This is a genomic window from Pseudarthrobacter sp. P1, from assembly GCF_050156935.1.
Lineage (GTDB): Bacteria > Actinomycetota > Actinomycetes > Actinomycetales > Micrococcaceae > Specibacter.
On sequence record NZ_CP189584.1, the window covers coordinates 4,171,345 to 4,193,088 of the forward strand.

18 protein-coding genes are annotated in these 21,744 nt (G+C 67.6%); 9 read left to right on the plus strand and 9 right to left on the minus strand.

All coding sequences use genetic code 11. The features are described from left to right. The first annotated feature begins 134 nt into the window (after nucleotides 1-134). The 8 genes from ACQCSX_RS19465 (at nucleotide 135) to sucB (ending at nucleotide 9,672) form a co-directional block, all read left to right on the plus strand. Entirely contained in the window at nucleotides 135-1,124 is a 990-nt protein-coding gene (locus ACQCSX_RS19465) for an ROK family protein (RefSeq protein ID WP_427016856.1), read from the plus strand. Next, nucleotides 1,121-2,137, plus strand: a complete 1,017-nt coding sequence (locus ACQCSX_RS19470) for a 1-phosphofructokinase family hexose kinase (RefSeq protein ID WP_427016857.1) — start codon at nucleotides 1,121-1,123, stop codon at nucleotides 2,135-2,137. Before ACQCSX_RS19465 ends, ACQCSX_RS19470 begins: the two co-directional genes overlap by 4 nt. 66 nt (nucleotides 2,138-2,203) lie before the next feature. Continuing rightward, the gene (locus ACQCSX_RS19475) at nucleotides 2,204-3,067 is read left to right on the plus strand and encodes a class II fructose-bisphosphate aldolase (RefSeq protein ID WP_427016858.1); all 864 of its coding nucleotides are present in this window, start codon (nucleotides 2,204-2,206) and stop codon (nucleotides 3,065-3,067) included. Beyond that, nucleotides 3,064-3,855: a DeoR/GlpR family DNA-binding transcription regulator gene (locus ACQCSX_RS19480; protein WP_427016859.1), complete on the plus strand. Its 792-nt coding sequence runs from the start codon at nucleotides 3,064-3,066 to the stop codon at nucleotides 3,853-3,855. Before ACQCSX_RS19475 ends, ACQCSX_RS19480 begins: the two co-directional genes overlap by 4 nt. Before the next feature lie 296 nt (nucleotides 3,856-4,151). Then, a complete protein-coding gene (locus ACQCSX_RS19485) occupies nucleotides 4,152-5,741 on the plus strand; it encodes an NCS1 family nucleobase:cation symporter-1 (protein ID WP_427016860.1) in 1,590 nt (529 codons plus the stop codon). A 43-nt stretch (nucleotides 5,742-5,784) separates the two neighbouring features. Beyond that, nucleotides 5,785-6,522 carry an aspartate/glutamate racemase family protein gene (locus ACQCSX_RS19490; RefSeq protein ID WP_427016861.1) on the plus strand — a complete coding sequence of 246 codons (738 nt, stop codon included), beginning with the start codon at nucleotides 5,785-5,787 and terminating at the stop codon, nucleotides 6,520-6,522. 103 nt (nucleotides 6,523-6,625) lie between these two features. After that, complete coding sequence (allB, locus tag ACQCSX_RS19495; protein WP_427016862.1) at nucleotides 6,626-7,978, plus strand: allantoinase AllB; 1,353 nt, start codon at nucleotides 6,626-6,628, stop codon at nucleotides 7,976-7,978. A gap of 284 nt (nucleotides 7,979-8,262) precedes the next feature. Beyond that, nucleotides 8,263-9,672 (plus strand): 2-oxoglutarate dehydrogenase, E2 component, dihydrolipoamide succinyltransferase, encoded by a 1,410-nt coding sequence (sucB, locus tag ACQCSX_RS19500; protein ID WP_427016863.1) that lies wholly within the window; start codon nucleotides 8,263-8,265, stop codon nucleotides 9,670-9,672. A 150-nt stretch (nucleotides 9,673-9,822) separates the two neighbouring features. Here the strand turns inward: sucB and ACQCSX_RS19505 are convergent, their stop codons facing one another. The 8 genes from ACQCSX_RS19505 to ACQCSX_RS19540 all read right to left on the minus strand — a co-directional run bounded on the left by ACQCSX_RS19505 (nucleotide 9,823) and on the right by ACQCSX_RS19540 (nucleotide 19,981). Then, on the minus strand, nucleotides 9,823-10,980 hold the full coding sequence (locus ACQCSX_RS19505) for a glycerate kinase (RefSeq protein WP_427016864.1): 1,158 nt from the start codon (nucleotides 10,978-10,980) through the stop codon (nucleotides 9,823-9,825). A gap of 13 nt (nucleotides 10,981-10,993) precedes the next feature. Then, nucleotides 10,994-12,772, minus strand: a complete 1,779-nt coding sequence (gcl, locus tag ACQCSX_RS19510; protein WP_427016865.1) for a glyoxylate carboligase — start codon at nucleotides 12,770-12,772, stop codon at nucleotides 10,994-10,996. 113 nt (nucleotides 12,773-12,885) lie between these two features. Further along, the gene (locus ACQCSX_RS19515) at nucleotides 12,886-13,764 is read right to left on the minus strand and encodes a 2-hydroxy-3-oxopropionate reductase (RefSeq protein ID WP_427016866.1); all 879 of its coding nucleotides are present in this window, start codon (nucleotides 13,762-13,764) and stop codon (nucleotides 12,886-12,888) included. Nucleotides 13,765-13,807: 43 nt separating this feature from the next. Next, the gene (locus ACQCSX_RS19520; RefSeq protein ID WP_427016867.1) at nucleotides 13,808-14,611 is read right to left on the minus strand and encodes a hydroxypyruvate isomerase family protein; all 804 of its coding nucleotides are present in this window, start codon (nucleotides 14,609-14,611) and stop codon (nucleotides 13,808-13,810) included. A 243-nt stretch (nucleotides 14,612-14,854) separates the two neighbouring features. Beyond that, nucleotides 14,855-15,667: a bifunctional allantoicase/(S)-ureidoglycine aminohydrolase gene (locus tag ACQCSX_RS19525; RefSeq protein ID WP_427016868.1), complete on the minus strand. Its 813-nt coding sequence runs from the start codon at nucleotides 15,665-15,667 to the stop codon at nucleotides 14,855-14,857. A 10-nt stretch (nucleotides 15,668-15,677) separates the two neighbouring features. Next, nucleotides 15,678-16,949, minus strand: a complete 1,272-nt coding sequence (locus ACQCSX_RS19530) for a DUF6986 family protein (protein ID WP_427016869.1) — start codon at nucleotides 16,947-16,949, stop codon at nucleotides 15,678-15,680. Nucleotides 16,950-16,952: 3 nt separating this feature from the next. Next, nucleotides 16,953-18,551 (minus strand): malate synthase A, encoded by a 1,599-nt coding sequence (aceB, locus tag ACQCSX_RS19535; protein ID WP_427016870.1) that lies wholly within the window; start codon nucleotides 18,549-18,551, stop codon nucleotides 16,953-16,955. 14 nt (nucleotides 18,552-18,565) lie between these two features. After that, nucleotides 18,566-19,981, minus strand: coding sequence for an NAD-dependent malic enzyme (locus ACQCSX_RS19540; RefSeq protein ID WP_427016871.1), 1,416 nt, complete (start codon nucleotides 19,979-19,981; stop codon nucleotides 18,566-18,568). Nucleotides 19,982-20,188: 207 nt separating this feature from the next. On the opposite strand from ACQCSX_RS19540, the gene ACQCSX_RS19545 reads away from it, so the two are divergent. Then, entirely contained in the window at nucleotides 20,189-20,956 is a 768-nt protein-coding gene (locus tag ACQCSX_RS19545; protein WP_427016872.1) for an IclR family transcriptional regulator, read from the plus strand. Nucleotides 20,957-21,009: 53 nt separating this feature from the next. Here ACQCSX_RS19545 and ACQCSX_RS19550 read toward each other — a convergent pair whose 3' ends face one another. Continuing rightward, complete coding sequence (locus tag ACQCSX_RS19550; protein ID WP_427016873.1) at nucleotides 21,010-21,633, minus strand: dihydrofolate reductase family protein; 624 nt, start codon at nucleotides 21,631-21,633, stop codon at nucleotides 21,010-21,012. Between the last annotated feature and the right edge of the window lie 111 nt (nucleotides 21,634-21,744).

The following is a 21,744-nucleotide window of genomic DNA, read 5'->3' on the forward strand; positions in this document are numbered from 1 at the left end:
CATAAGCGATCACCAAATGGTAGGATTTCAATCAGAAAAAGGTGCGCCGACCGACCCGTCCAGCCCCCCCGTCCAGCCCTTCGGGCCGTGCGCTCTTTCCGCGCCGGAGCTGGCCAACCGCTATGAGGATATTGATGAACATGTTGACCCGGACCTCCGAGTCGCCTGCCCCCGATGCCGGCGGCGGAGCCGCCGCACCCACCGTGCTGGCCTTTGACGTTGGCGGAACGGACATGAAGGTGGGTCTGCTGGCCGGGCCCATTGCCCCCGGGGCCATCGAGATCCGGGATCTGCAGCGCCTGCCCACGCCCGGCATCGAGCAGGGGGCGGCGTCCGTGAGCACCGCCGACGCCATTGTGGAGCGGATTGTTGAACTGACGGCCGACTACCAGGCCAACCACCCCGACTCGCCCGTGGCCGCCATCGGCGTCACGGTGCCCGGCCTGGTGGACGAGGCCACGGGGGTTGGCATCTATTCGGCCAACCTGGGCTGGAAGGACTACCCCTTCACCGCCAGGCTTACCGAGCGCCTCGGCCTGCCCGTTGCGTTTGGCCACGACGTCGCCATGGCCGGCGAGGCGGAGCTGAAGATCGGTGCGGCCCGCGGTGAATCCAACGTCGTGGTCATGGTGATCGGCACCGGCATCGCCGGCGCCGTGGTGTGCGATGGCCACCGCGTCCGGGGCGCGGGCTACGCCGGCGAACTCGGCCATGCCCTCGTCCCCACCCCGGAGGGCCCGCTGGCCATCCTGGAATCCGTCGGCTCCGCCCGCGCCATCGCCCTTGCCTACCAGGAGGCCACCGGCACCGCCGTCAACGGTGCCCGGGACGTGCTGGACCGTGCCGCCGCCGGCGATGCCGCGGCCGCCGCGGCCTGGACCCGTGGTGTGGACGCGCTGGCCTTCAGCCTGGCCCAATGCGTCTCCATGCTGGGCACCGAGACAGTGGTGCTGGGCGGCGGGCTCTCCATGGCGGGACCGGCGCTGTTCGAGCCGCTGGCCGCCGGGATTGACGCACTGCTGACCTTCCACCGCCGGCCCCGGCTGGTGCACGCGGAACTGGGCCAGAATGCGGGCCTGATCGGCTCAGCGCTGAAGGCCCGCGAGATGCTGGCAGGTGCATGATGGGCAGCATCGAGATGGCATCGGCCCCGGACCTATCCGTCGCGGCCGAGGTTGAGGCGGCGCCCGCCGCGTCCGTCCCCGCGCACGGGAGGGTGGTCACTGTGACCCCCAATCCGGCCGTGGACGTCACCTACTGGGTGGACGGCGTGAAACTTGGTTCCTCGCACCGGGTTCCGGCGCCGCTGAACCGCGCCGGCGGCAAGGGCATCAATGTCTCCCGCGTGGCGCACCAGCAGGGCTATGCCACACTCGCCATCGCCACCGTGGGCGGGGCCGCGGGCGAGCAGTTCCGCGCCGACCTGGCCGCCAGCGGCGTGCCGCACCGCCTGGTGGAGGTGGAGGCGCAGACCCGCCGCACCATCGCCCTGGTGGACACGGTGAACGGCGAGACCAGCATCTTCAACGAGGCGGGCCACGCGCTGGCGGCCGCCAGCTGGCGCGCCTTGGCCGCCGCCGTCGTCGAATCCCTGGACGGGGCCGGCGTGCTGGTGGGCTCGGGCAGCCTGCCGGAGAACGCCCCGGCGGACTTCTACCCGGCCCTGGTGGCGCTGGCGCACAACGCCGGCATCCCTGCCGTCATTGACACCTCGGGGGAGGGGATCCTGGCCGCCGCCCGCGCCGGCGCGGACCTGCTCAAGCCGAACAACCACGAGCTCATGGAGGCCGTCGGCGAGACGGACCTGCCCACCGCGGCCCGGAAGCTGATGGAACTCGGTGCCCGGCGCGTGCTGGTCAGCGTGGGGGAGGAGGGCATGCTCGCCTTCGACGCCGCCGACCCCGGCCACTACATCCAGGCCAAGCTCCCGGCGCCGCTGGCCGGGAACCCCACCGGGGCCGGGGACGCCGCCGTCAGTGCGGCCGCCGCCGTGCTTGCCACCGGCACCGGATCGCTGGAGGACATGCTGCGCGCGGCCACGGCCTGGAGCGCCGCCGCCGTGCTGATGCCCGGGGCCGGGGAAATTTCCCCCGAGCACCCCACCTTGGCGGAGCAGCTGATCGTGACGCACCACTGACGCCGGCGACGGCGTTGTTCGACCCGAAGATTGTTTCCAGACGCACCGACTCAAAAGGATTTCCCGATGGCATTGACCCCCACCCGTGAATTGATGGACGCAGCAGCAGCAGCGGGCACCGGCCAGGGCGCATTCAACGTGATCCACCTGGAAACGGTGGAGGCGCTGGTGGCCGGCGCCGAGGCAGCCGGCCTGCCGGTGATCCTGCAGATCTCCGAGAACTGCGCCAAGTTCCACGGCGGCCTGGAGCCGGTGGCCCTGGCCACCCTCGCCGCAGCCCGCAAGGCCAGCGTTCCCGTGGCTGTGCACCTGGACCACGCCGAGGACGAGGCCCTGGCCCGCCAGGCCGTGGACCTGGGCTTTGGCTCCATCATGTACGACGGCGCGCACTTCGAGTACGAGCAAAACGTTGAGGCCACGGCCTGCGTGGCCAAGTATGCCCACGAGCGCGGTGTCTACATCGAGGCCGAGCTGGGCAAGGTGGGCGGCAAGGACGGGGCGCACGCTCCGGGCGTGCTGACCGACCCCGCCGAGGCCGCCGCCTTCGTGGCCGCGACGGGCGTCGACGCCCTGGCTGTGGCCGTGGGCTCCTCGCACGCCATGACCGAGCGTTCCGCCGCGCTGAACCTGGAGCGGATCGCGGCGCTGAAGGCAGCGCTGGACGTGCCGCTGGTGCTGCACGGCTCCTCCGGCGTCTCGGATGCGAACATCGTGGCCGCGATCACCGCGGGCATGACCAAGATCAACGTCTCCACGCACCTGAACGGCTTCTTCACCCGCGGGGTGCGCGAGTACCTGGACGCCAACCCCGCCGTCGTCGACTCCCGCAAGTACCTCGGCGCGGGCCGGGCCGCCCTGGTGCCCGAGGTGGCGCGACTGCTCCAGCTCTTCGCGCTCGCCACGGATCTGTCACCGGTGGAGGCCTCGTGAACCGCACCGAACGCCTGGCGGCCATCCTGGACTTGCTGGCCGGCGCCGGCTCGGTTGAGGTGGATGACATTGTCACCAAGCTGGGCGTCTCGCCGGCCACGGCCCGCCGGGACCTGGATTCGCTGGCCAACGAGCGCCTGCTCAGCCGCACCCGCGGCGGGGCCACGGCCGGTTCGGTGGCCTATGACCTGCCCGGCCGCTACAACCGTGACGACCATGCGGAGCAGAAGCACCAGATCGCACTGGCGGCCAGTGCGTTGATCCCCAAGGGCGCCGTCATCGGACTGTGCGGCGGCACCACATCCACGGCGCTGGCCCAGGTGCTCTCCACCCGTGCGGATCTGATGGAGCCCTCCAACCGGCCGACGCTGACGGTGGTCACCAACGCCATCAACATCGCGGCCCAGCTGGTGGTGCGCCCGAACTTCAAGATCATGGTCACCGGCGGCATCGTGAATCCGCGCTCATACGAGCTGGTGGGCCCGTACACCGACATCATCCTGCAGAAGGTGGCGCTGGACTTCGCGTTCATCGGCGTCAACGGCATCGAGCCCGGCGTAGGCCCCACCATCAACGACGAGGGCGAGGCCACGGTGAATTCGCTGATGGCCCGCCGCGCCACGGAGGCCTACATGCTGGCCGACTCCTCCAAGATCGGCCAGCGCGCGTTCGCCACCATGGAGGGGTACCGCTTCCACAAGCTCATCACCGACTCCGGTGTGACCGAAGCCCAGCTGGCGGCCTTTGCCGACAGCGGCATCGATGTCCTGGTGGCACCGGCCCAGTAGTTCCACAGGGGACTGCCCGCAGCCTGCGCTGCCAAATCCCGCATATGACGCTTTTGCTGCAGCGTCATATGCGGGATTTTTTGCGTCCCGGCCCACCCCTGCCGGGCGCCGGGTCCGCGGGGCAGCAGGATCCGGGGCTTGCGTGCATCGAATGCCACGCAGATCCGGACGGCGGAAGTCAAATCTCCAGTTTCCGTATTGTGGAAATCAAATCTCCTATTGCGAAAACATCGGAACCTATCTACAGTTGTGTTCAACCTCACATTGAGGAGCGGAACTAGAGATCGGCCCCCACCATGACACTCACTCCGGAGAGCTCGCCTCTCACAGAAGCGGTCGCGGAATCGCACCATGACGACGGCAGGCACCACCACCAGCACCGCGATCACGCCGACCACATCCTGCACGCGCCGCCGGCCGGGGCGCTGGCCGCGAACCTGCCCCCGACCAGCCCGCAGCTGTACAACCAGGACCTGGCCCCGACCCAGGCCGCCGGGCGCCGCTGGACCTCCTACAGCATCTTCACCCTGTGGGCCAACGACGTGCACTCGCTGGGCAACTACGGCTTCGCGCTGGGCCTGTTCGCGCTGGGCCTGGGCGGCTGGCAGATCCTGCTGGCCCTGGGCGTGGGCGCGGTGCTGTTGTTCGGGCTGTTGAACTTCTCCGGCTTCATGGGCCACAAGACCGGCGTCCCGTTCCCGGTGATGAGCCGGATCTCCTTCGGCATCCACGGCGCCCAGATCCCGGCCCTGATCCGCGGCGCGGTCGCGATCGCCTGGTTCGGCATCCAGACCTACCTGGCCTCCCTGGTGCTGCGCGTGCTGCTCATCGCCCTGGTCCCGTCCCTGGCATCCATGGACACCAACTCGATCCTGGGCCTGTCCTCGCTGGGCTGGATCACGTTCATCGCGCTGTGGATCCTGCAGGTGTTCATCGTCTCCTACGGGATGGACATGATCCGCAAGTACGAGGCCTTCGCCGGCCCCATCATCCTGGTCACCATGATCGCCCTGGCCGTGTGGATGTTCTTCCAGGCCGGCGCCTCCATCGCCTGGTCCACCGACCACGCCCTTCAGGGCGGGGACATGTGGCGGGAGATCTTCGCCGGCGGCGCCCTGTGGGTGTCCATCTACGCCACGTTCGTGCTGAACTTCTGCGACTTCACCCGCTCCTCCACGACCCGCAAGTCGATCGTCAAGGGCAACTTCTGGGGCATCCCGATCAACATGCTGCTCTTCGGCTCCATCGTCGTGGTCCTGGCCGGGGCCCAGTTCAAGATCAACGGCCAGGTCATCTCCAGCCCCTCGGACATCGTCCAGACCATCCCGAACACGCTCCTGCTGGTCCTGGCGGCCCTGGCGCTGCTGGTGCTCACCGTCGCGGTGAACCTGATGGCCAACTTCGTCGCCCCGATCTACGCCCTGACCAACCTGTTCCCGAAGAAGCTGAACTTCCGCCGCGCGGGCCTGATCAGCGCCCTGATCGGCCTGGTCATCCTGCCCTGGAACCTGTACAACAACCCGGTGGTCATCGTGTACTTCCTCGGCGGCCTCGGCGCCCTGCTGGGCCCGCTGTTCGGGGTGATCATGGCCGACTACTGGCTGATCCGCAAGGCCCGCGTCAACGTCCCCGAGCTGTACACCGAGCAGAAGACCGGCGCGTACTTCTACAAGAACGGGTTCAACCCGCGCGCCATCACCGCCTTCGCGATCGCCGCGGCGATCTCGCTGCTGATCGCCTTCGTCCCGGCCCTGGTGTCCCTGTCCTCCTTCTCCTGGTTCTTCGCCGCCGGCATCGCCGCGGTGGTCTACTACGCCATCGCGGACCGCAAGCGCACCTTCCAGGACGTCTCCGGCGAGCCGATCGCCGTCCCCAGCGTCCACTAACCGGCCCACCCCCGACACCCACGACCAGAGCAAAGAAGAAGACATGCGCATCCTCGTTCTCAACGTCAACACCACGCAATCCATGACCGACTCCATCGCGGCCCAGGCCAGGGCTGTGGCATCGCCCGGCACGGAAATCGTGGGACTGACACCGAACTTCGGCGCCGAATCCTGCGAGGGAAACTTTGAGAGCTACCTGGCCGCCATCGCGGTGATGGACAAGGTGCTCTCCTACCCCGAACCGTTCGACGCCGTCATCCAGGCCGGGTACGGGGAACACGGGCGTGAGGGGCTCCAGGAGCTCCTGGACGTCCCCGTCGTGGACATCACGGAGGCGGCAGCCAGCACCGCGATGTTCCTGGGCTACAAGTACTCGGTGGTGACCACCCTTGACCGGGCCGTCCCCCTGATCGAGGACCGGCTCAAACTGGCAGGACTCGACGCCCGGTGCGCCTCGGTGCGGGCCAGCGGCATGGCCGTTCTGGAGCTCGAAGAAGAGCCGGAACGGGCAGTGCAGGCCATCGTTGACCAGGCGGAAAAGGCTGTCAATGATGACAAAGCCGAAGTCATCGTCCTGGGCTGCGGCGGCATGGCCGGCCTGGACGACCAGGTCCGCGCCAGGACGGGTGTGCCAGTGGTCGATGGCGTCGCTGCCGCCGTCACCATTGCCGAATCCCTGGTGCGGATGGGGCTCTCGACCTCCAAGGTCCGCACCTATGCCACGCCGAGGCCCAAAAAAGTCATCGGCTGGCCAGTGACCTCCGGTCCGCTCGCTTCCTAGACTCTGTAGTACAGACAACAAAATTCATTCACGTCATTGCGTGGGCCTGCCGCCGGTTGCCGGCGGCAGGCCGTCCGCGCAATCCGAACAAGGGAAAAGTTAAATGCCTGAATCATCCAAGCCCCAGTTTGACCTGGTCTTTCGGGGCCAGCGCATACTCACCACAGCGGGCATTGTCGCCCGCGAGGTGGGGGTGCGTGACGGGTTGATTGCTGCGATTGAACCGTTGGGCAACGGCCTGGCAGGCGCCCAGATCATCGAACTGGCCGACGACGAAACGTTGATCCCCGGCCTGGTGGACACGCACGTCCACGTCAACGAGCCCGGCCGCACCGAGTGGGAGGGCTTCGCCTCCGCCACCCGTGCCGCAGCTGCCGGTGGCGTGACGACGATCATCGACATGCCGCTGAACAGCATTCCGCCCACCACCAATGTCGAGGCCCTGCAGCTCAAGCGGGCAGCGGCCAAGGACCAGGCGTTTGTCGACGTCGGCTTCTGGGGCGGCGCGATCCCGGGCAACAAGGGCGACCTGCGCAGCCTCCACGACGAGGGCGTCTTCGGGTTCAAGTGCTTCCTGCTCCACTCCGGCGTGGATGAATTCCCCCATCTGGAAGCGGATGAGATGGAGGAGGACATGGCCGAGCTGAAGACCTTCGACTCCGTCATGATCGTCCACGCCGAAGATTCCCGTGCGATCGACAGGGCCCCCTCCGCCGGGGGCGACCACTACGACAAGTTCCTGCACTCGCGCCCCCGCGGTGCCGAGAACATTGCCATTGCAGAGGTCATCGAGCGGGCCCGCTGGACCGGTGCCCGCGCCCACATCCTGCACCTGTCCTCCTCCGACGCGCTGCCGATGATCGAATCGGCCAAGGCCGACGGCGTCCACCTGACGGTGGAAACGTGTCCGCACTACCTGACACTGACCTCCGAGGAGATCCCCAACGGCGCCACCGCCTTCAAGTGCTGCCCGCCCATCCGTGAGGCCAGCAACCGCGAAAAGCTCTGGAAGGGGCTTGAGGACGGGCTCATCGACTGCATCGTCACCGACCACTCGCCGAGCACCCTGGACCTCAAGGACCTGGAAAACGGCGACTTCGCCGTAGCGTGGGGTGGCGTCTCTTCGCTGCAGCTTGGCCTGTCCCTGATCTGGACCGAGGCACGCCAGCGCGGCATCGCCCTCGAAAAGGTCCTGAACTGGATGTCGAAGCGTCCGGCGGAGCTGGCCGGCCTGCACCGCAAGGGCCAGCTGGCCCTGGGCTTCGACGCCGACCTGGCCGTCTTCGCCGCCGACGATGCGTTTGTCGTGGACGTCACCAAGCTCAAGCACAAGAACCCGATCACGCCGTACGCCGGCAAGCCGCTCTCCGGTGTCGTCCGCCAGACCTACCTGCGTGGCGGGCTCATCGATGGCGAAACGCCCACCGGCAAGCTCCTGCGCCGCGGCGAAATCTAAACACCAACACGGCCGCTGCATGGACTGACTGCAGCACACACGAAAACCGGCGCCAACGGAGATCCGTTGGCGCCGGTTTTCGTGTGTGCTGCAGGAACTGGGTCAGGGGTGCCCATGGCGGAGATCGGCCAAATATCGTTCTTCATATTCCACTAAGTGGAAACATTTATCCAAAATCTGACGTAGAATGGTTTCACAACAGGGATGGACCACGCTGCAGCCCGCCTGCAGCGGTCCGCGATGACGTGCAGGCCCGTGGTTCAACACCGCGGCACGGTGCTCCAATGACGGAGGGCCGTGGCAGTCCGCGGACGCGGAGCTCCTTCCCACCTGCACAGAATGAGGCCCCTATGCCTGGACTTGTTGTCCTTCCCGAACTGGGTGAAAGCGTCACCGAAGGAACCATCACGCGCTGGCTCAAAGACGTTGGCGACATTGTCGAGGTGGATGAGCCGCTGCTTGAGGTGTCCACGGACAAGGTGGACACGGAAATCCCCTCTCCCTGGGCCGGCCGGCTGGCCGAGATCCTCATCAAGGAAGACGCAGTGGCCGAGATCGGTGCTTCGCTGGCCCGGATTGAAGAGGCCACGGCGCCCACAGATTCCCCCCTCCCTGTAGTCGAAGACAGGGAGGCGGGGCAGCCCGTCGCTGCCGCCCCCGCCGCCGCTCCGGCTGTTTCAGCCGCCGCAGCAGTGGCACCGGCACGGACGGACCGCCACGCGCCGTACGCGACCCCGCTGGCCCGCAAGCTTGCCCGTCAGGCCGGCCTTGATCTGGCGGCAGTGGTGGCCTCAGGGCCCGGCGGACGCATCACCCTCTCGGATGTGGGCGGAACGCACACCGCCGTGCCGGCTGCCGCTGCGGCATCCGTGGCCGTCCCGGTGCCTGCGGCAGCTGCCCCGGCCCCCGCACAGGCCCCGGTCCAGGCCCCGGCCCCGGCAGCACCCAAGGGCGCAGCAGACCCCGCGTCGCTGCGCGGCACCACGGTGAAGGCACCGCGGATCCGGCAGATCATCGCCGAGCGGATGCGCCAGTCGCTGGACACCTCGACCCAGCTCACCCAGGTCATCGAGGTGGACATGACCCGCATCGCATCGCTGCGCACCCGGTCCAAGGACGCCTTCCAGAAGGCCCACGGCGCCAAGCTGACGTTCCTGCCGTTCTTCGCCCTCGCCGTCGTCGAGGGTCTGGCGCAGCACCCGGTGCTCAACGCCTCCTACGACGAGGGCCGCCAGGAGATCACCTACCACCACGACCAGCACCTGGCCGTCGCCGTGGACACGGACAAGGGCCTCCTGGTTCCCGTGGTCTTCGGTGCGGGGGAGATGAAGCTGGACGGGCTGTCCAAGGGCATTGCCGATGTGGCCCAGCGGGCCCGCAGCGGGAAGATTGGTGCCCATGAACTCTCGGGCGGCACCTTCAGCCTGACCAACATCGGCTCCGTGGGGGCCCTGTTCGACACCCCGATCATCAACCAGCCGCAGGTCGGCATCCTGGGCACCGGGGCCATCGTCAAGCGCGCCGTGGTGGTGACCGACGACTACGGGCAGGACACCATCGCGTTCCGCTCCATGGTGTACCTGTCCCTGACCTATGACCACAGGATCGTCGACGGTGCCGACGCCGGACGGTTCCTGCAGACCCTCAAGGGGCGGCTCGAGGGCGGCGACTTCACCGAGGCGTTGAACCTCTAAGCCGCCACAGCCACAATGCCGAATGTCCCCGGGGAGTTTCCCCGGGGACATTCGGCATTGTGGTGGCAAACCCCCGGGCACGAAAAAGCGGCCGTGCTGCTTGGCAGATCATTGACCTGCCAAGCAGCACGGCCGCCGTTGGTTCAACCGTTAGACGCTGGTTGGTTGGGTCTTCCGGGTCAACGCGGCCAAGTCCGTCCCGATCCTGGAACCCACCTCAATGAGGAGCCTGCCGGCCTCGGCCATGCAGACCTCGACGTTCGGTTCGATCGCGGTCAGCGCGAAGACGGCACGGAAGCCGGCCGCCGACAGCTGCTCACCGGTGAGGGTGGTCCGCCCACAGACGGCGACGACGGGAACGTTGGCCGCCGTCGCGCTCTGCGCCACGCCCAGGGGGGCCTTGCCGCCCAGGCTTTGCGCGTCGAGGCTGCCCTCGCCCGTGATGACGAGGTCCGCCCGGCCCAGGCGTTCCGGCAACGCGGTGAAGTCGAGAATGACGTCGATGCCGGGCCGGCGCTGCGCCCCCAGGACGGCCAGGGCGGCGTAACCCACGCCACCTGCCGCCCCGGATCCGGGGGCTTCCATGTGCAGCACGCCGTCGGAGCCCACATGGTTGGAGACACCCCGGTAGAGGCGCTCGAGCCCCTTTTCCAGGCGTTCGATGTCAGCCGGCGAGGCCCCCTTTTGCGGGCCGAAGATGGCGGCGGCGCCCTCGGGCCCCAGCAGCGGGTTGTCGACATCGCTGGCCAGGACAAACGTTGTGCTGGCCAGGCGCTTGTCCAGGCCGCTGAGGTCGAGGTCCCACAGCCGGTCGAGGTGCCCGCCGCCGTCGGCGAGCCGCCGGCCGTCGCAATCCAGCAGCCGGGCACCCAGGGCGCTGATCAGTCCGGCGCCGCCATCCGTGCAGGCGCTTCCGCCGACACCCAAGGTGATGGTGGTGCAGCCTTCATCCAGTGCGGCCAGGATCAACTCCCCGGTGCCGCGGCTGGTGGAGCGCAGCGGCTCCAGCCGGCCTTCCGGCAGGACATCGAGGCCGGAGGCGAGGGCCATTTCAATCACGGCCTCCCGGCCGCGGACGGCAAAGTCCGCGGCCAGGGGTTTTCCGGTGGGACCGGAGACCGTGACGGTGCGGCGGGTGAAGCCGCTTCCCAAGGCGGCGTCGAGGGTTCCCTCGCCGCCGTCGGCCACCGGAATGCGCTCCACCGTGACATCCGCCAGGACGGTCTTGAGTCCAATCTCCAGGTACTGGCAAACCTCGGGTGCAGACAGCGAGCCTTTGAATTTGTCGGGAGCAACGATGATGCGCATTCGGCTTTACCTTCTAGTCCAGCAGGGCGATCAGGGCGGTGGGAGCATCCTGGTGCTTCTCGGCCAGGTCCTCGAACTCGGTGACGTTGGTCAGCTCGGTGCCCATGGAAATGTTGGTCACCTTTTCCAGGATGACCTCCACGATCACCGGGACGCGGAACTCGCTCATCCAGGCCTGGGCCTTGTCGAACGCGGCAGCGAGGTCATCGGGGTTCTCCACGCGGATGGCCTTGCAGCCCAGGCCCTCGGCCACCTTGACGTGGTCCACGCCGTAGCCGTTGGTCTCGGGGGAGTTGATGTTCTCGAACGCCAGGGAGACGTTCTGCTCCATCTTGAACCCGCGCTGGGACTGGCGGATCAGGCCCAGGTAGGAGTTGTTCACCACCACGTGGATGTAGGGCAGGTTGAACTGCGCGCCCACGGCCAGTTCCTCGATCATGAACTGGAAGTCGTAGTCGCCGGAGAGGGCCACCACTGTCTCGCCGGGCTTGCCGCGCACCACGCCCAGGGCTGCCGGAACGGTCCAGCCCAGCGGGCCGGCCTGGCCGGCATTGATCCACCGGCGCGGGCCGAACACGTGCAGCAGCTGGGCGCCGGCGATCTGGGACAGGCCGATGGTGGAGACGTAGGTGGTTTCCTTGCCGAAGGCCTTGTTCATCTCTTCGTACACGCGCTGCGGCTTGATCGGCACGTTCTCGAAGTGGGTCTTGCGCTGCAGGGAGCCCTTGCGCTCGGTGCACTCGGCCACCCAGCCGGAGTAGTCCGGCAGCGTGCCGGCCCCCTTGCGGGCCTTGGCCAGGGCGATCAGCCCGTCCAGGGCGATGCCGGCGTCGGAGGTGATGCCCAGGTCCGGGGAGAACACGCGGCCGATCTGCGTGGGCTCGATGTCGATGTGCACGAACTTGCGCCCGGCCGTGTAGGTGTCCAGGCCGCCGGTGTGGCGGTTGGCCCAGCGGTTGCCGATGCCGATGACGAAGTCCGAGGCGAGCATGGTCTCGTTGCCGTAGCGGTGCGAGGTCTGCAGGCCCACCATGCCGGCCATCAGCACGTGGTCGTCCGGGATGGTGCCCCAGCCCATCAGGGTCGGGATGACCGGGACGTTGAGCAGTTCGGCCAGTTCCACCAGCTGTGCGGAGGCGCCGGCGTTGATGATGCCGCCACCGGCGACGATCAGCGGGTGCTTGGCGGCCGTCAGCATGTCCAGGGCCTTTTCCAGGGCGCGCTCGGAGGCCCGGGTCTTCTCCACGGGGAGGGGCTCGTAGGCGTCGATGTCGAACTCGATCTCGGCCATCTGGACGTCGAAGGGCAGGTCCAGCAGGACCGGGCCGGGACGGCCGGAGCGCATCAGCTGGAAGGCCTTGGCGAAGGCGCCGGGGATCTGGCCCGGCTCCAGGATGGTCATGGCCAGCTTGGTCACGGGCTTGGCGATGGACTCGATGTCCACGGCCTGGAAGTCCTCCTTGTGCAGCTTGGCCACCGGCGCCTGGCCGGTGATGCACAGGATCGGCACGGAGTCGGCCCACGAGGCGTACAGGCCCGTGATCATGTCGGTGCCGGCGGGGCCGGAGGTGCCGATGCAGATGCCGATGTTGCCGTCGGCGGAGCGGGTGTAGCCGTCGGCCATGTGGCTGGCGCCCTCAACGTGGCGGGCCAGCGTGTGGTTGATGCCGCCGTGCTCGCGCATGGCGGAGTAGAACGGGTTGATGGCTGCTCCGGGCAGGCCGAACGCCTCGGTGGCGCCCTCCTTTTCCAGAATGAGGACGGCAGCGTCTACGGTGCGCATCTTGGTCATGGTGTACTCCTAAAAAGTTTTGAGTGGTGCAAAATCCGTGGTCGGGCCTGGAACCCGGTGGTCGAGCTTGTCGAGACCAAGAGAGCCAGCTGGCCGAAACCGGCTGGTGTGGTCTACTTGCGGCCGCTCAGCTGCAGGACCTGCTTGAAGAGGCCCGAGTGGTCCAGTCCGCCGTCGCCCTGGTTCACGGTGGCGGCGACAAGCTGCGCGACGACGGCGCCGAGCGGGACGGCGACATTGGCCTCGCGGGCCGCGGCGGTCACGATGCCGAGGTCCTTGTGGTGCAGGGCCAGGCGGAAACCGGGGTCGAAGTTGCGGTCCAGCATCTTCTGGCCCTTCTGGTCAAGGACCTTGGAGCCGGCCAGGCCGCCGCCGAGGACCTTCAATGCTGCGTCGGTGTCCACGCCGTAGGCCTCGAGGAAGGCGATGGCCTCGCCGAGGACCTGGATGTTGACGGCGACGATGAGCTGGTTGGCCGCCTTGACGGTCTGGCCGGAGCCGGCCGGGCCAACGTGGACGATGGTCTTGCCTACCGAGGTCAGCACCGGCTGCGCTGCGTCGAAGTCGGCGGCCTCGCCACCAACCATGATGGAGAGGACGGCGTCAATGGCGCCCTGCTCGCCACCGGAGACCGGTGCGTCAAGGGCCCGGATGCCCGCGGCCTTGGCGTCCTCGGCCAGGCGCTTGGCGACATCGGGGCGGATGCTGCTGGCATCGATCCACAGGGTGCCGGGCTTGGCGTTGGCGAAGACGCCCTCGGGGCCGTGGACAACGGCCTCGACATCGGGGGAGTCCGGAACCATGGTGATGACGACGTCGGCGTCCTTGATGGCGTCGGCAATGCTGGTGGCACCACGGCCACCCGCGGCGGCCAGCTTGTCGATGGCCTCCTGGCTGCGGTTGTAGCCGCTGACCGTGTGGCCTGCCTTGACCAGGTTGGTGGCCATGGGAAGGCCCATGATTCCGAGACCGATTACTGCAACGTTCGCCATGATGTGTCCTTTGGGAGAAAGTGGGGGGGAGATGGGAGAGGTTCTAGGCCTGGCTGGTGCTGCGCTGGCGGATGGCCCAGGTGAAGGCTTCCGCGGCCGGGGCCTTGTATTCGAGGCCGATATAGCCGTTATAGCCAAGCTCGCGGCTGCGGGCAATCCATTCGCCCAGCGGGAGTTCGCCGGTGCCCGGCGCCCCGCGTCCGGGGTTGTCGGCAATCTGGATGTGGCCGAAGTCCTTGGCGTGGTTTTCGATGACGACGGCCACGTCGTCGCCGTTGACGGCGAGGTGGTAGAAGTCGGCCAGCAGCTTCACATTGTCCACGCCGGCGGCCTGGGTCTTGGCGATGACGGCCAGGGCGTCCTGGGCCGTCTTCAACGGGTAGGCCGGGGTTCCGGAGACGGGCTCCAGGAGCACTGTGCCACCGATGCGGGCCACGCCTTCGGCGGCGGCAACGAGGTTCGCCACTGCCAGCTCGTCCTGCTCGGCCGCGGTGGAGCCCTCCAGGCGGTTTCCGTACAGCGCGTTGAAGGCCTTGCAGCCCAGACGCTCGCCGATGCCAGCGACAACGGCGATGTTGTCGGTGAACTCGGAGGAGCGGCCCGTCCAGGACACCAGGCCCCGGTCGCCGGCGGGCATGTCGCCCGCGTTGAAGTTGAGTCCGGTCAGCTGCACGCCGGCATCGGTGATGGCCTGTTCAAAGGCGTTCACATCCTTGTCGGTCGGCACGGAACCGGCGAAGGGCCACCAGAACTCCACGGCGTCGAAGCCTGCGGCCTTTGCTGCCGCCGGGCGTTCGAGCAGGGGGAGCTCGGTGAGGAGGATGGAGCAATTCACGGTGTAACTCATGGGGGTTCCTTCCTTGGGTCTGGCCTGCTCTGTGTGGGAGAGGTGCGGGGCCGGACCCGGGTTTTCATATTTCATATTATGGAAAGTATCTTCTGCCTAATGAAAATACTAGATTGGGCGGCCAGCTCCGTCAACCCCGTGTCGGAAAACTTCGAGCCAGCAAACACGGCGCCGCCCCAGCTTGGAAAGCTGGGGCGGCGCCGTGTTGTGGAAGAGGTGTGTCGTGCTGTTTTTGGGCAGGTCCTAGGTGAGGCGGATCTGGCGGTTCATGTCCTTGTACAGCAAGTAACGGAACTCGCCGGGACCACCGGCGTAGCAGGCCTGCGGGCAGAAGGCGCGCAGCCACATGAAGTCGCCGGCCTCCACCTCAACCCAGTCGTTGTTGAGCAGGTACATCGCCTTGCCCTCCAAGACGTACAGGCCGTGCTCCATGACGTGGGTCTCCGGGAACGGGATGACCCCGCCCGGCTGGAACGTCACAATGTTCACCTGCATGTCGTGGGCCAGGTCGGAAGAATCCGTGAAGCGGGTGGTCTTCCAGGCGCCGTCGGTGTCCGGCATCGCGGTGGGTTCCGCTTCGGCGTCACTGGTGACGAAGGACTTTGCCTCGTAACCCTCAAGCCGCTCGTAGGCCTTGCGGATCCATTGGAAGGAGACGATGTCATCCGAGACGTTTTCCAGGCCCCAGGTGGCACCGGCGGCCAGGTAGGCGTAGCCGCCTTCCTCAAGCTGGTGAAGTTCGCCGTCGAGGGTCAGGTTGACCTTGCCCTTGGTGACGAAGACGACGCCTTCGACGCCTGCTTCGAACTCGGCCCTGGGGGCACCGCCGCCGGGGCCGATCTCCACGATCAGCTGCGAGAACGTGGTGGCAAACCCGGAGATCGGGCGGGCCAGGATCCAGGAGCGGGTGTTGGAGAAACCCGGCAGGGTGCTGGTCACGATGTCGGTCATAACGCCCTTGGGAATGACCGTGTAGGCCTCCGTGACGATGGCCCGCTCCGTGGTGAGGTGGGTCTGCGGCGGCAGGCCGCCTTGAGGGTAGTAGTACTTGCCCATCATTGGATCCTTACTTAGAAGTGGAGTGTGCCAGCCGCGGGTGCGCCAGGGCAGCCAGCTCCTGGTAGCCCAGGCCGGTGAGGGTGTGGACCTCGTCGGTTCCGACGGCGCCGCACTGGACGCCGCGGAGGACGAATGCCGCGAGGGCGCGTGCGGTGGCGGGCTCGTCCATGACGCTGCCTTCCACACGGGCCACGTAGTTGGAAAGCCGGGCCGCCGCGGCCGGCAGGCCTTGGCGGTAGAAGGCATAGGTGGCCAGGTAGCGCGTCGGCAGCTGCGCCTGGTGCAGGTCCCAGCCCTGGTAGTAGCCGCGTTCGAGCGAGCGGCGGACCAGGCGGCCGTGCAGCTTCCAGGCGTCCTCGATGCCATCGCCCAGGGGGATGACATTGGTGGAGCCGTCGGAGAGGCGGATGCCCGTGCCGGCCACGGCAAGCTGCATGACCTCCTTGGCGAAATCTGCCACCGGGTGTTCCATCGACTGGTACTCGGCGGAGATCTGCAGCGAGGCGCTGTAGTCGTAGGTTCCGTAGTGCAGCGCGGAGATCCGCCCCGGCACCACATGCGGCAGCTGGGCCACGGGGGAGGTGCCCTCCGGGCCGAGGATCAGCTGCGGGGTCTCGACCTGCACCTCGAAGCGGAGCCGTCCGGCGGGAAGCCCATGGATCTGCTCCAGGCGGCCGACGGCGAAGTCCATCGCCTTGACCTGGGCCACCGTGGTGACCTTGGGCAGGGTGAGGACCAGGCCCTCGGGGAGTTCGCCGGCGTTGGCCAGCGTGGAGACAAAGAGGTCCAGCGTGCGCAGCCCGCGGTCCCGGGTGGGGGCCTCGAAGCACTTGAAGCGAATGCCGATGAACGGCGGCGCGGTGCCGGCGGCCACGGCCAGGCTGACCTGTTCGGCGGCGGCAACCGCCGCCGCGTCCTCCACGGCGTCGCCGCGGTCGCCGAAGCCGTCTTCAAAGTCCAGCCGCAGGTCCTCGATGGGCTCGCTCGCCAGCTTGGACGCCACGCGGGAGGTGATCTGTCCGGCCAGCTCGTCGTCGAACCCCAACAGGGATGCGAGACGGTCCAGGCCGCCATGGGCGTCCGCGGTGGCCTGCGCATCGGCGCCCCACTGCTGGGCAACGCCGGTGTTGAACCGGTCGGCCGCCACATAGACGGTGTGGATCGGCTGGCGGCTGCCGTCGTCGCCCGGGTAGCCGCGCTCCAACAGCTGGTCGGTGCCGGCCAGCGATTCGTCGATGAACTTCAGATCCGCCGGATCAAGGGAAGGCGTGATGGCCATGTCCTAGCCCACCAGCTCGTAGGCCGGGGTGGTCAGGAAGTCCGTGTAGTCCTCGGAGAGCGTGATCTCGGCGATGAGTTCGCTGGCGGGCTTGTAGTAGCGTGCGAACATCTCATCGCCCACCTCGCCGCGCAGCTTCTCGGTCTCCAGGGCCAGTGCGGCGGTGACCAGCTCGCGGGTGACGGTGTTGCCGGTGTCCTCCAGCACCACCTGGTTGCGGATCTGCTGCCACACCTGGGACCGGGAGATTTCGGCCGTGGCCGCATCCTCCATGAGGTTGTGGATGGCAACGGCGCCGTTTCCGGACAGCCAGACGGCGGTGTAGGCAACGGCAACATAGAGGTTCAGGTGCAGGCCCGCCTCCGTCACGGTGCCGTCGGCCGAGGCCACGTCCAGCAGGTCCTCCGCCGTGACGGTGACCTCGGGGCGCTGCTTGCCCAACTGGTTCGGGTTCGTGCCCAGGACGGCGTCGAACACTTCCTGGCAGACCGGAACCAGATCGGGGTGGGCCACCCACGAGCCGTCGAAGCCGTCGTTGGCCTCGCGGGTCTTGTCGGCCTTGACCTTGGCGAAGGCCGCAGCGGTGACGTCGGGCTCGCGCCGGTTGGGGATGACGGCAGCCATGCCGCCCATGGCAAAGGCGCCGCGGGCGTGGCAGGTCTTGACCAGCAGTTCGGTGTAGGCGCGCATGAACGGAGCCGTCATGGCCACCGTGGCGCGGTCCGGCAGGACAAACTGCTTGCCGGCATCGCGGAAGTACTTGATGATGCTGAACAGGTAGTCCCAGCGGCCGGCGTTCAGGCCCGAGGCATGGTCGCGCAATTCGAAAAGGATTTCGTCCATCTCGAAGGCGGCCGGAATGGTTTCGATCAGCACCGTGGCGCGGACGCTGCCCTGTTCGATGCCGAGGTAGTCCTGGGCGAAGACGAAGACGTCGTTCCACAGGCGGGCCTCGAGGTGGCTCTCCATCTTGGGCAGGTAGAAGTACGGGCCCTCGCCGTTGGCCAGGCGGACCTTGGCGGTGTGGAAGAAGACCAGACCGAAGTCCACCAAACCGGCGGCAGCAGGCTCGCCGTCGATGAGGACATTGCGCTCCTCCATGTGCCAGCCGCGCGGGCGGGCCACCACCGTGGCAAGCGGCGCGTCGGTGCGCAGACGGTACTCCTTGCCCTCCGGGGAGGTGTAGGAGAGTTCGCCCAGGGCGGCGCCCTTGAGGTTCAGGACGCTGTCGATGACGTTGTGCCACGTCGGCGTGCTGGCATCTTCCATGTCAGCCAGCCAGACCTTGGCCCCGGAGTTCAGGGCGTTGATGGCCATCTTGGTGGGCGTGGCGGGGCCGGTCATCTCGACACGGCGGTCCCGCAGCGCGGCCGGTGCTTCGGCAACCTTCCAGTCGCCGGCACGGATATCGGCGGTTTCGGGCAGGAAGTCCAGGCGGCCGGTCTTGGCGACCTCTTCGCGGCGGACCCGGCGGGCGGCCAGGCGCTCGGTGCGGGTCGGGTTGAAGCGGCGGTGCAGTGCTTCAATGAACGCCAGAGCCTCGGGGGTGAGGATTTCGTCCGCACGCTCGTGGGGTGCGGGGCTGGGCAGTGTGAGGGCCATGGTGGATGTCCTTCCTAGTTGGCGTGGGCGTGGGCGTGGGCGTCGCGGGCGGCGTGGACGACGCCGATGATGGCCTCGGCGACGTCGCCGGCCACGTGCGGGTCAAAGACGCTGGGGATGATGAAGGAGGCGTTGAGCTCCCCGTCCCCGACGCGGTTGGCGATGGCCTCGGCCGCGGCGACGAGCATTTCCGGGGTGATGTCCGAAACGCCGGCGTCGAGCAGGCCGCGGAACAGGCCCGGGAAGGCCAGGACGTTGTTGATCTGGTTCGGGAAGTCGCTGCGGCCGGTGGCCACGACGGCGGCGTACTTGGCCGCGATCGCCGGGTCGACCTCGGGGGTCGGGTTGGCCATCGCGAAGATGATCGAGTCCTTGGCCATCGAGGCGACCTGCGCCTCGCCGAGCACGTTGGGGCCCGAAACGCCGATGAAGACGTCAGCGCCGGCGACGGCGTCGTGCAGGGAGCCGGTGAAGTTCTCCGGGTTGGTGTGCTCGGCCAGCCAGGTCCGGTGCGCGTCGGTGTAGGTTTCGTCGCGGTTGATCGCCCCGGTGCGCCCGCAGGCGACGACGTTCACGGCGCCCTGGGCGAGCAGGAGCTGGATGATGGCGTTGCCGGCGGCGCCGACCCCGGCGACGACGATCTTCACGTCGGCGATTTTCTTCTCGACCACGCGCAGGGCGTTGACCAGGGCGGCGAGGGTGACGATGGCGGTGCCGTGCTGGTCGTCGTGGAAGACCGGGATGTCCAGTTCGGCGCGCAGCCGGGCCTCGATCTCGAAGCAGCGCGGGGCGGCGATGTCCTCGAGGTTGATGCCGCCGTAGACCGGGGCGATGGCCTTGACGATCATGATGATTTCCTCGGTGTCCTGGGTGTCCAGGCAGACCGGCCAGGCGTCGACGTTGGCGAACTGCTTGAACAGGGCCGCCTTGCCCTCCATCACCGGCAGGGCCGCGGCCGGGCCGATGTTGCCCAGGCCCAGCACGGCGGAGCCGTCGGTGACCACGGCGACGGTGTTGCGCTTGATGGTCAGCCGGCGGGCGTCCTCGGGGTTTTCGGCGATGGCCATGCAGACGCGGGCCACGCCGGGGGTGTAGGCGCGGGAGAGGTCGTCGCGGTTGCGCAGGGCGACCTTGGGCACGACCTCGAGCTTGCCGCCCAGGTGCATCAGGAAGGTGCGGTCGGAGACCTTGCGCACGTGCACGCCCGCCAGGGCGTTCAGGGCGTCCTTGATCGTCTCCGCGTGGGCCTCGCTGGAGGTGTTGCAGGTGACGTCCACGACGATGCGGTCCTGGTGGGACTCGGTGACGTCCAGGGCGGTGATCAGGGCGCCGGCGTTGGCGACGGCGGCGGTGATTTCGCTGGTGGCCGTGAAACTCGAGGGCGCTTCAACGCGCAGGGTGATCGAATTGCCGGGGCTGGGTATCGCCATTGATGTTCCTCCTTGTGACCCGGTGGACACCGGATCGTGGGCGTTAGTTTTCGTATTATGGATATTATTATCTATCTGGTGGAAATACAAGCACTTCATGACGGCCGCTCGCCAGCGGGTTGGGCACGTGGTATATCTTGGGGATGAGGTCCACTTTTCACGATGTGGATAAAAATCTTCACGCAGAGCAAACAGGAGATCAAGGCAATGGCTGGAAAAACGGCTGGCGGAGTCCAATCGGTGGAGCGTGTCTTCGAGCTGTTGGAGTTGATCACGGATGCCGGCGGTGAGGTCACGCTCTCGGAACTGGCCAGCTCCACCGATCTGCCCCTGCCCACCATCCACCGGCTGCTGCGCACCCTGGTGTCGCTGGGCTATGCACGGCAGCTGCCCAACCGCCGCTATGCCCTGGGCCCGCGCCTGATCCGCATTGGTGACGGCGCCAGCCGGCAGCTCGGTGCCCTGGCCCGGCCGCAATTGACGTCGCTGGTCAAGGCGCTGGGTGAAACCTCGAACATGGCCATGCTCGACGGCGACATGGTGGTCTACATTGCCCAGGTCCCCTCGGCGCACTCCATGCGCATGTTCACCGAGGTAGGGCGCCGGGTCCACACCCACGCATCCGGCGTGGGCAAGGCGATCCTGGCCCAGCTTGATGATGAGACGGTCCGCGGAATCGTGGCCCGGGCAGGCATGCCGACCCCCACCGCGAAGAGCATCGGCAATGTCGAGGACCTGCTGGTGGATCTGCGGAAGATCCGCGAGCGTGGCTACTCCATTGACGACAACGAGCAGGAAATCGGTGTGCGGTGCTATGCGATGGGGATCCCCGGGGCCCCCACGCCGACGGCAATCTCCGTGTCCGGACCGGTGTCCCGGGTGGACGATTCCTTTGCCGAGCGGGCCATTCCGCTGCTGCGGGCCGCGGCCAACCAGGTGGCTGCCGCATTGGACTACGAGGACCAGGCCTCCTAAGCAGTGCTTGGTTGGGTTGGTGCCGGCAGCGGGACCAACCCAACCACGCACCGCTAGCCCTCCTGGTCGATGGCCGACATGTCGCCGACGCCAGGGGTGCCATCGGTGAGCGCGTAGCGCTGGCGCACCGCGCCCTTCGGTGAGGCGACGACCGGCTCGATGAGCCTGAGGTTCGTCGGAACGACCCCGTTGGCGAAGACCTTCTTTCCGCCGCCGAGGAGGATCGGATACACCCAGAGCGTGAGCCGGTCGAAGAGCCGCTCGGCGAACAGGGTCTGCACGAAGTCGAGACTGCCGATGACGTGGATGTTCTCGTGCTTCTCGCGCAGCTCGCGCACGGCAGCGGCGAGATCGGGACCGAGCAGTGTGGAGCCGGCCCACTCGAGGGTGGGCGTCTGGCGCGAGGCCACGTATTTCGGGAGCCGGTTGAACAGCCGCGCGATGTCCCCGTTCGCGTGCGGCCAGTACGCGGCGAAAATGTCGTAGGTCCGGCGCCCCAGCAGCAGCGCGTCCATCCCCGCCATCCCGGCGTCGATCTGCTCCCCGACGACCTCGTCGATGAGGGGCGCCTGCCAGCCGCCGAACGCGAAACCGTCGTCGGGGTCTTCCGCCGGCCCGCCGGGCGCCTGCGCGACGCCGTCGAGCGTGGTGAACAGGTCGATATGGATCAGTCCCATGCCGTGCTCCTTCGCTGTCGCCCGTCGTCGTCCCGGCGGCGGGATCACTTCGAGGCTGCCACACGATCCCCTGCGAAGCAACGGGTATCAACGGCTCGGGACGGGCCCTGG